This is a genomic window from Streptomyces sp. NK08204 (assembly GCF_020400585.1).
Classification (GTDB): Bacteria; Actinomycetota; Actinomycetes; order Streptomycetales; family Streptomycetaceae; genus Streptomyces.
This window is the reverse complement of the sequence record NZ_JAINVF010000047.1, coordinates 1-8,267: the sequence shown is the minus strand read 5'-3', so window position 1 is coordinate 8,267 and position 8,267 is coordinate 1. Positions and strand designations below refer to the sequence as shown.

The window sequence follows — 8,267 nt, the reverse complement described above, 5'->3', positions numbered from 1 at the left end:
CCAGCGGTTGGCGCTAAGGAATGATCTTGTCCGAGTCGGGGCCCAGTAGCGTGACGTGGAGGCGTCATACTCGCTGGTAGAGCGCCGTTTTGTGACGGCTGGACGTCACGCTCGCAGTCGAGCGCGGCGGGTCTCACGACGGCGCCACGCTCTTGATCGACAGCGTCCTGAGCAGTCGACGGTGTCCTGGCGGCGGCTGGCGCCGGCGAAGGTGATTCGCCCGCACTCCGGGCAGGTCAGCAGCCGGATCATCCCCTCGTCGCTGGTCCACTCGGCCTCGCCGAGCATCAGGGCGACGCCCATGATCCGATCGCTGGTCCGCCGGTCCCGGCACGCCTGGGCCCGGCACACGTCGTCGCAGTACCGGCGCCGCGGCGAAGCCCTTCTCGGCAGCCGGGCCCCGCAGGAGGCGCAGAAGCGGATACGGCCCACGCCTCCAGCATCACGCGCCTGGGTGAGGCCCGTCCTGGTCGGCGTCGATGTCCGTCTCCGGGTCTTCGCCGGACTCGGGCCAGCGCCCGAAAGGGCCGATTGGCTGATCAGGAGTGGCGCCGAGCACCCCCGGTCCCTTCGTGCGATGCGGCGGCATCGGGATCATGCATCCTCCCCTTCGCCTCCGGCCTGCGCCAGCAGCGCCGCCACAATGTCTGTCCCGTCCTCGGTCTGCTCAACGAGCGTGTGCAGCACTTCGTCTGTGGTGCCGTCCATGACCTGCCGGGTGAGCCGTTCCATCAGCTCGGGGTCGGTGCCGCCGCCGGGGCCGGTGAGGTCCGCCCGGGTCGGCCGGCGCGAGGCGACGATGCCCGGCCCGGCCGGGGCGCCGGTCTCCTCGGCGTCGGAGAGCGCGCGGTAGACGGAGGCGATGACGGACAGGCGACGCGCTGAAGGTGAGGGCACGCAATGCGGCTTTCGATCGCGACACCGCCGCCACCGCGTGCTGATCTGGCGTTGTTGAGGGTCACGAACCGCTGGGGTCTTGCCTGCGTTCGAAGTGAGCCCTCGCGAACTCGGTGATCTCAACTCGTAACGGCTTGATCATGGTGTCGTACAGAGCTACCCGCTCTGCGTGCGTTGTGTAGTCGTCAATGCGATGTAGCACCTCGAAGCGGCAGGCGCTGTAGAGGTTGCGCGCCAAGCGGGAGAGTTCCTCCGGGCAGACGAGACTCAGCTCGTATTGGAGGTCGTGAAGATCCGACGCCGTGTTGAGAAGTTCCCTACGGTTGGCCCCCTCCTCAAGCTTTCTGCGGAAGCGGCCGACTGCGCTCTGGAACGCGTGGAATGACGTTCTCTGTGCTTCTTCGAGCCACTTGTCGTGATCAGCTTTGATCTGTGCGTGAGCTACTTCGAGTGCGGTCCTATGAGCGGCTTCGGCTTGCTGCAGGGCCGTCCGGTGGGCCGCTTCGGCCGCTTCAATGGCAGCTCGGTAGGCGAGTTGCGCCTGATCGAGGGCACTGCGCAGCTGCCATCGAGCGATGACCACCGTCACTGGAATTCCCATGAGCCCTACCACCGCTGCCACACCCGCAAGGTCCATGACACGGAATCTTGCCCGCCATCACGCGTTGCGGAGGGGTCTTGGCCTTTTTCGCGGTCGGCCAGCGCCCCTGGAGCGCCTAGCCTCGAACTTTCGTGATGGTCCGCCGACGAAGTCGGCGGACCATCAGGCGCTCTGCGGCTGAGCGCGGGCAGACCAGCGACCCGAGTGTCGTCTCGGGTGGGCGCCGGGTTCCACTGCTCCGGACCGGTCGTGCTGCTGTCGGGACGGGGCATCTGCTGGTCAGCCGGGATCGGGTAGTTGGGCGATCCGGTGGAGGGCGTCGGTGATGTGGTGGGTCCAGGGCCAGTGCCGGGCCAGGCGGAGGATCCGCCGGCGGCCGGTGGTGACGATCTGTCCCGCCGTGGTGAACAGGCGAAGCCGCAGACGTCGGGGCTCCCAGAGCCTGGCCTTGCCGGTCAGCGCGAGCATCGACATCCAGGCCAGCAGGTCCAGCGCGATCTGCACGATCTCCAGCCAGATGCGGTTCTGGGCGGTGTGCTTCAGGGGCAGATTCCGCAGGCCGGTGGACCGGGCGGCCCGGATCCGGTCCTCCGCGCGGGCCCGCAGTCGGTGACGGAGCTCGAGTTCGGCGATCGGCTGACCGGTGGTGTTGGTGGCGAAGCAGGTAAGCCGCAGGCCGTCCGCGTCGGTCAGCCTCAACTGAGCTCCCGGATGCGGCCGTTCCTTCCGGACGATCAGCCGCATCCCTTTCGGCCAACCGTGCAGGACGTCGCCGGTGAGTGCGGCGACCCAGGCACCGTCGCGGATCTCGCCGTCTGCCTCGGCGGCCGGGGTCCAAAGCCACGCAACCGCGTCACCCGCGCCGCTGCCGGGGAGGGACGGCAGGCGCTGCTGGACGAGATCCTGCCGGTCCTGGTCGACACCGGGATCGAGGACGAGATGGTCGGCGGGCTGCTGCGGAACAGCATCGGCATGGAGCGGCTGCGCGCCGCTGTTGCTCAGGGCACCGGCAGGCTGCCGCGCGACAACGGTCATCTGGCGATGCTGGACAACTCCTACTCCTACCTGCGGCAGTTCACCCCGGACGTGCTGAAGGCGATCAGCTTCACCGGCGGTACGGGCTCCGAGGGCTTCATGGAGGCCGTCGCGATCCTGAAGAAGCTGAACGCGGACAGGGCCCGGAAGGTCCCCGACCAGGCGCCGACGGACTTCGTTCCCGCCAAGTGGGCCGGTTACCTGGAGCAGGCCGCGCGGGACAGGGACGTCACGGCGTACCGGCACTTCTGGGAGCTGACGGTGCTGCTGAGCCTGCGGGACAGGCTGCGCAGCGGGGACGTGTACGTGCCGTCCTCGCGCCGGTACGCGGATCCGGCGTCGTACCTGTTCACGCCCGAGCAGTGGGAGGGGCAGCGGGAGCAGTTCTGCCAGCTGGTCGGCAAGCCCACGGACGCCCGCCTCGCACTGGAGGGGTGCAGGGAGGAGCTGGCGGCCGCGATGGGTGACCTGGAGAAGGTGCTGGGCAACCGGAAGGCCAGCACCGGCGAGGTGCGCACGTCTCGGACCAGCACACGACGTTCGGCACGAAGGTCATCGTGGTGACGTGCAGGGAGGCGCACTACGTGCTGTACGAGATCATGGGCAACAAAACCGACCTGCCCATCACGGAGCACGCCACCGACACGCACGGCGTCACCCTGGTCAACTTTGCGCTGTTCGATCCGGTGGGCATGCAGCTCTCGCCGCGCATCCGGGACCTGGGGAAGATCACCTGTATCGCATGGCCCCGCAGCGGGACGTCAACAGCGTCTGGCCGGTGGCGGGGCCGCTGCTCACCCAGAAGATCAATATGGGGTTGATCGAGGAGAACTGGGATGATGTGCTGCGGCCGGCCGGGTCGATCAAGTTCGGGCACGCCACCGCCTCGCTGATCGTCGGCAAACTGTCCGCCTCCTCCCGACAGAACACCCTGGCGGCGGCTTTGAAGGAGTACGGGGCGCTTCGCCGCACCGTCTACGCCGTCCGTTACCTGGCGGACGAGACCTACCGCAGGAAGATCGCCCGGCAGCTGAACAAGGGCGAGTCCCTGCACTCGCTGCGCCGCAGCCTGCTGTACGCACACGAGGGCGCGATCCGCCACCGCCACCTGGCCGCACAGACCGAGCAGGCATGGTGTCTGACGATACTGACCAACTCGGTGGTCACCTGGACGACGGAGTACTACGGCCTGGCCATCGCACAGATGCGGGCCGAGGGCCGGGCGGTCGACGACGAGCTCCTCGCGCACATCTCACCGGCCCACAGCGAGAACGTGAACTTCTTCGGCACCATCAACGTCGAAGTCGACACTGAGCTCGCCAAGCTCGACCCGGCCGGCTACCGGCCACTGCGGCCCCGCCGCACGGAAAAGACCTGACACCATCCCAGCGATAACATCTGCCGTCCGCGAGGGAGGGTCACCGAAACCGATGGCCGCGGGTATCAGTCCTTGCCATCAGTGAAGGCCGCACGTGACGCTGTGAGCTGACGAACTGTCGGGAAGGGGCGGGCATGGCGCCAGGTTGGAAGATCACGGTCATGGTGGTTGCGGCGGCCAGTGTCGTGTCGACACCGCTCGTCTGGCTGCTGGACAGCACAGATACTGGCCAGCTGGTCGGCGCCACGGTCCAGGCCGCCACCGGCATCGCCGCCCTGGTCTGGGCGCTACTGCAACGACCGCCTGCCCCAGCCCCGGTTCCGGGACCGGCGGACCTGGCCGCCGACACCGGGAATGCTGACGGAAGCGGCGGCGGCACGGCTCACACTGGTGTGCGGCGTCCCGGCGGCGCGGGGACCGGGTCGGCGAAGGCGGAGCGGACAGGGAACGCCACCGCGCAAGGCCCCGGTAGCAGTGCCGGCACCGGCGTCGACTTCAGCTGATCCTCCCCAGCCCGCAGCACTTCACGAGAAGGAACTCTTCCTGCCATGAGGAGCCGGAAACGCCGCTCTACGCCCGACCCCGATGGGGCCGGGCGTAGAGCGGAGGGCGATGTACCAACGCAGCCGGTGGTGGTTACGGACACCGGCGACGCCCACGCCCACGACGGGGGAACCGCGCTGACCGGCTACCGCGGACCACTTCCAGAGCCTGCGGGCCCCTCAGCCGGGGGGCTGGTGCAAGTATCCCGGACCGGGGATGCCATCGCCTCCGGGGGCGGCACGGCCATCAGCGGGTACGTCAGCGAATTGACCATAGTGCAACAGGCCGCCCCGCGAGAACGGGCCTCCTGGCCGCACCAGGTAGGCGTGATCCCGCCCCGGGCACAGTCCTTCCAGCACCGGACCGAGGTCGAGCAGCTGCGGGCGGCCGTCGCCGACGGGGGCACGGCGGTGCTGTGCCAGGTCCTGACGGGAATCGGCGGGGTGGGCAAGACCCAGCTCGCCGCCGACTACGCACGCGCCGCCTGGGAATCCGGCGGGGTCGACGTACTGATGTGGATCACTGCCAGCACCAGCTCAGCGGCCGTGTCCGGCTACGCACAGGCCGGCATCGAGGTCCTCGGCGCCGACCCGCAGGACCCGGAGCAGGCCGCGAAAACGTTCCTGGCCTGGCTCGAACCCAAACCCGATACGAAGCCATGCCGGTGGCTGGTCGTCCTGGACGACCTCGCCGAGCCGGCCGACGTGCGGGGCCTGTGGCCCCCCGCCAGCCCCTGCGGCCGAACGCTCATAACCACCCGCCGCCGGGACGCCGCCCTGACTGGTCCCGACCGGCGACTGGTCATCGTCGGCCTCTTCACCCCCGACGAATCCGCCGCCTACCTGACCGCCACCCTGGCAGCTCACCATCGCCACGAACCGGCCGACCAGCTCACCGCCCTGGCCACCGACCTCGGGCACCTGCCGCTGGCCCTGGCCCAGGCCGCCGCCTACCTCATCGACTCCGGCCTGGACTGCACCGCCTACCGACAACTACTGGCCGACCGGGCCCGTACATTGGCGGACGTCTTACCCGAGCCCGACGCGCTTCCCGACGACCATGCCACGACAGTCGCTGCCGCGTGGTCCCTGTCCATCGAACGCGCCGACCGCCTACGCCCGGCGGGCCTGGCTCGCCCCATGCTGCAACTGGTCGCGATGCTTGACTCCAACGGCATCCCAGCGCCCGTCCTGACCGCGCCTGCGGCTCTGGCCTACCTCACCGAACACCGCACTCTCGGTGAGGACACCAGGGGGAGCGTGCGAAGGCGACAGGTCAGCGCGCAGGACGCGGCCGACGCGTTGCGGTGTCTGCACCGGCTCAGCCTGATCGACCACACACCCGCCACCGCGCATCAGGCGGTGCGCTTACACAACCTTGTCCAACGCGCCGTCCGCGACTCCCTGCCCGCAGATCAGCATGACCGGCTTGCCCGCACTGCCGCCGCCGCTCTGACCGCCGCCTGGCCCAAGATAGAGCGCGACATCGCCCTCGCCGGAGCCCTGCGTGCCAACGCCGAAGCCCTCATCAGCCAGGCCAGGAATGCTTTGTGGCACACCGATGCGCATGACGTCCTCTTCCGTACTGGCAGAAGCCTCGGAGAAAGTGGTCAGGCCACCGCTGCCGTCGCCCACTTCCGAGGCCTGGCGGACGCCGCCCGCGACCTGCTGGGTCCCGATCACCTCTACACCCTGGCCGCTCGGGGTCATCTCGCTCGGTGGCGGGGGGAGTCGGGGGATGCTGCCGGAGCCGCGGACGCCTTCACCGACCTGCTCGCCGACCAAGAGCGCGTGCTAGGCCCCGACGACCCCTACACCCTGGCCGCTCGGAGTAATCTCGCTCGGTGGCGGGGGGAGTCGGGGGATGCTGCCGGAGCCGCGGACGCCTTCACCGACCTGCTCGCCGACCAAGAGCGCGTGCTAGGCCCCGACCACCTCCACACCCTGGCCGCTCGAAGTAATCTCGCTCGGTGGCGGGGGGAGTCGGGGGATGCTGCCGGAGCCGCGGACGCCTTCACCGACCTGCTCGCCGACCAGGTACGGGTGCTGGGCCCCGATCATCCCGGCACCCTGGCCACCCGGAGCTTTCTTGCCATGTGGCGGTGGGAGTCGGGGGATGCTGCCGGAGCCGCGGACGCCCTCGCCGACCTGCTCGCCGACCAGGTACGGGTGCTGGGCCCCGACCATATCGACACCCTGGCCATTCGGGGTCTTCTTGCCATGTGGCGGGGGGAGTCCGGGGACGCGGTCGGAGCCGCGGACGCCTTCACCGACCTGCTCGCCGACCAAGAGCGCGTGCTAGGCCCCGACCACCTCCACACCCTGGACACCTGGAGGGATCTCGCTCAGTGGCGGTGGGAGTCGGGGGATGCTGCCGGAGCCGCGGATGCCCTCGCCGAGCTGCTCACCGACCAGGTACGGGTGCTGGGCGAAGACCACCCCGACACTCTCGGCACCCGGAACATTCTCGCCTTGTGGCGGAGGGAGTCGGGGGGAAACAACGTCGAATAACGATCGTTGACCACCCCCGGCCCGATCATCTCCGCAGCCAGCTTGGATGCAGCCTCGATCTCCGCGCGCGGGCCGATCTCCGTCTCCAGCGCCCGCCACATCGCGCCCGGATCGAAGTCCGTGCCGCTCTCGGCGATCAGATCCAGTTGCTCGCTCCACAGCCGGAACACCCCGTCGACCATGCGGAACGCCTTCACCACCCGCTGCCGGCCCGCCACCCACTCCCGGTCCGTCGCCCGCCGCGCGGCGCTGACCAGCTTCACCTGCATCAGCAGCGCGAACAGATCCAGCGCGTCATCGATCGCCGACGCCTCCAAGTGCCGGACCACCGAGGTCAGCAGCGCGGTGCGCTTCGGCTCCGGGGTGCGCTCCAGGTTCGGCGCCTTGGACCCCAGCCCCGTACGAGCCAGGGGCGCCAGCCGGTTCGGCGGGACCTTCTCGATCCGCACCCGCCCCAGACGGAACCTGGCGATCTCATCGACCCGCTCCAGCGCCTTCGCCATGCTCGTGCCCGTCGTCCGCGTCGGCGGCCGGCGCAGCCGTTCCAGCTCCGACACCCGACGGCCCCCCGGAACATCCAGCAGCCCCACCAGGTCCGCCGGCAGTGCGGCGTCCGCGCGGCGCGCGGCCTTGGCCACCGTCGTGTACAGCCGCTGCTCGGCCGTGCCCCGCACCTCCGCCACCTGCCGGGCCAGCACGCTCACCCCGGGCAACAGCACACGGTTCCGCCGCAGCCAGCCCACCGCCTGGTTGAACAGCGCCACCGGCCCCTCGGCGGCCGTCCACGCCCGCCCGTGCAGGAAGGTACGGAACTTCCGCCCCCCTCGTGTTCCTCGAACTGGTGATAGCCGTACGCGTCACGAATCTCCCACGCGTGCTCGTACGCCGTCTTCAGCCGCTCGGTGTACCGCTTCACGCACGAGGCGTCCTCCACGCCCAGATGCTCGGCCAGGTACTCCACCACCGGCCACAGCACATCCAGCGGGTCCTCCAGGAACAGCCCCAGATAGCGGACCGTGCACATCTGGAGTGCGAACCCCAGGCGATTGTGATCACCCCGCCTCTTCCCGATCAGCTCCCGGTCCACGTCGTCGAGGTAGAAGAACCGCTCCAACTCCGGACGGGTCGGCTCCTCCACGAACCGTCCGTACGCTGCGGCCTGCTCAGCAGTCAGGAATTCCACCGGCACGCGGCGGACGGTAGCCCCACGCCACACCGCTCATACGATCTTTCACCGAACCCCGGCAGCAGAGTGGATCACTGTGCTAGGCGCACAAGATCGTTCCTTAGCGCCAAGGGCTGT

General features: G+C 69.3%; 5 protein-coding genes and 3 pseudogenes. 4 read left to right on the top strand and 4 right to left on the bottom strand.

The window, feature by feature from the left end; genetic code table 11:
* Positions 1–594 precede the first annotated feature (594 nt).
* The 3 genes and pseudogenes from K7G59_RS34055 to K7G59_RS34045 all read right to left on the bottom strand — a co-directional run.
* Positions 595–897: a hypothetical protein gene (locus tag K7G59_RS34055; protein ID WP_225840549.1), complete on the bottom strand. Its 303-nt coding sequence runs from the start codon at positions 895–897 to the stop codon at positions 595–597.
* 61 nt (positions 898–958) lie between these two features.
* Positions 959–1,534, bottom strand: a complete 576-nt coding sequence (locus K7G59_RS34050) for a hypothetical protein (protein WP_225840548.1) — start codon at positions 1,532–1,534, stop codon at positions 959–961.
* A 243-nt stretch (positions 1,535–1,777) separates the two neighbouring features.
* A pseudogene (locus K7G59_RS34045) lies at positions 1,778–2,350 on the bottom strand (transposase); the annotation flags it as partial.
* On the opposite strand from K7G59_RS34045, the gene K7G59_RS34040 reads away from it, so the two are divergent.
* The 4 genes and pseudogenes from K7G59_RS34040 (at position 2,258) to K7G59_RS34025 (ending at position 6,964) form a co-directional block, all read left to right on the top strand.
* Complete coding sequence (locus K7G59_RS34040; RefSeq protein WP_225840551.1) at positions 2,258–3,097, top strand: hypothetical protein; 840 nt, start codon at positions 2,258–2,260, stop codon at positions 3,095–3,097. The pseudogene K7G59_RS34045 and the gene K7G59_RS34040 sit on opposite strands and share 93 nt — an antisense overlap.
* A pseudogene (locus K7G59_RS34035) lies at positions 3,091–3,911 on the top strand (Tn3 family transposase). Before K7G59_RS34040 ends, K7G59_RS34035 begins: the two are co-directional and overlap by 7 nt.
* A 134-nt stretch (positions 3,912–4,045) precedes the next feature.
* Entirely contained in the window at positions 4,046–4,414 is a 369-nt protein-coding gene (locus K7G59_RS34030) for a hypothetical protein (protein ID WP_225840547.1), read from the top strand.
* Between the two features lie 315 nt (positions 4,415–4,729).
* Positions 4,730–6,964 carry a tetratricopeptide repeat protein gene (locus K7G59_RS34025; RefSeq protein ID WP_225840550.1) on the top strand — a complete coding sequence of 745 codons (2,235 nt, stop codon included), beginning with the start codon at positions 4,730–4,732 and terminating at the stop codon, positions 6,962–6,964.
* Here the strand turns inward: K7G59_RS34025 and K7G59_RS35510 are convergent.
* Positions 6,946–8,153: pseudogene (locus K7G59_RS35510) on the bottom strand (DUF4158 domain-containing protein); the annotation flags it as partial. The gene K7G59_RS34025 and the pseudogene K7G59_RS35510 sit on opposite strands and share 19 nt — an antisense overlap.
* Between the last annotated feature and the right edge of the window lie 114 nt (positions 8,154–8,267).

What these genes read in the sequence shown, in the direction of transcription:
- K7G59_RS34050 (WP_225840548.1), bottom strand. Translation starts at nt 1,534, where the DNA reads ATGGACCTTGCGGGTGTGGCAGCGGTGGTAGGGCTCATGGGAATTCCA.
- K7G59_RS34030 (WP_225840547.1), top strand. Translation starts at nt 4,046, where the DNA reads ATGGCGCCAGGTTGGAAGATCACGGTCATGGTGGTTGCGGCGGCCAGT.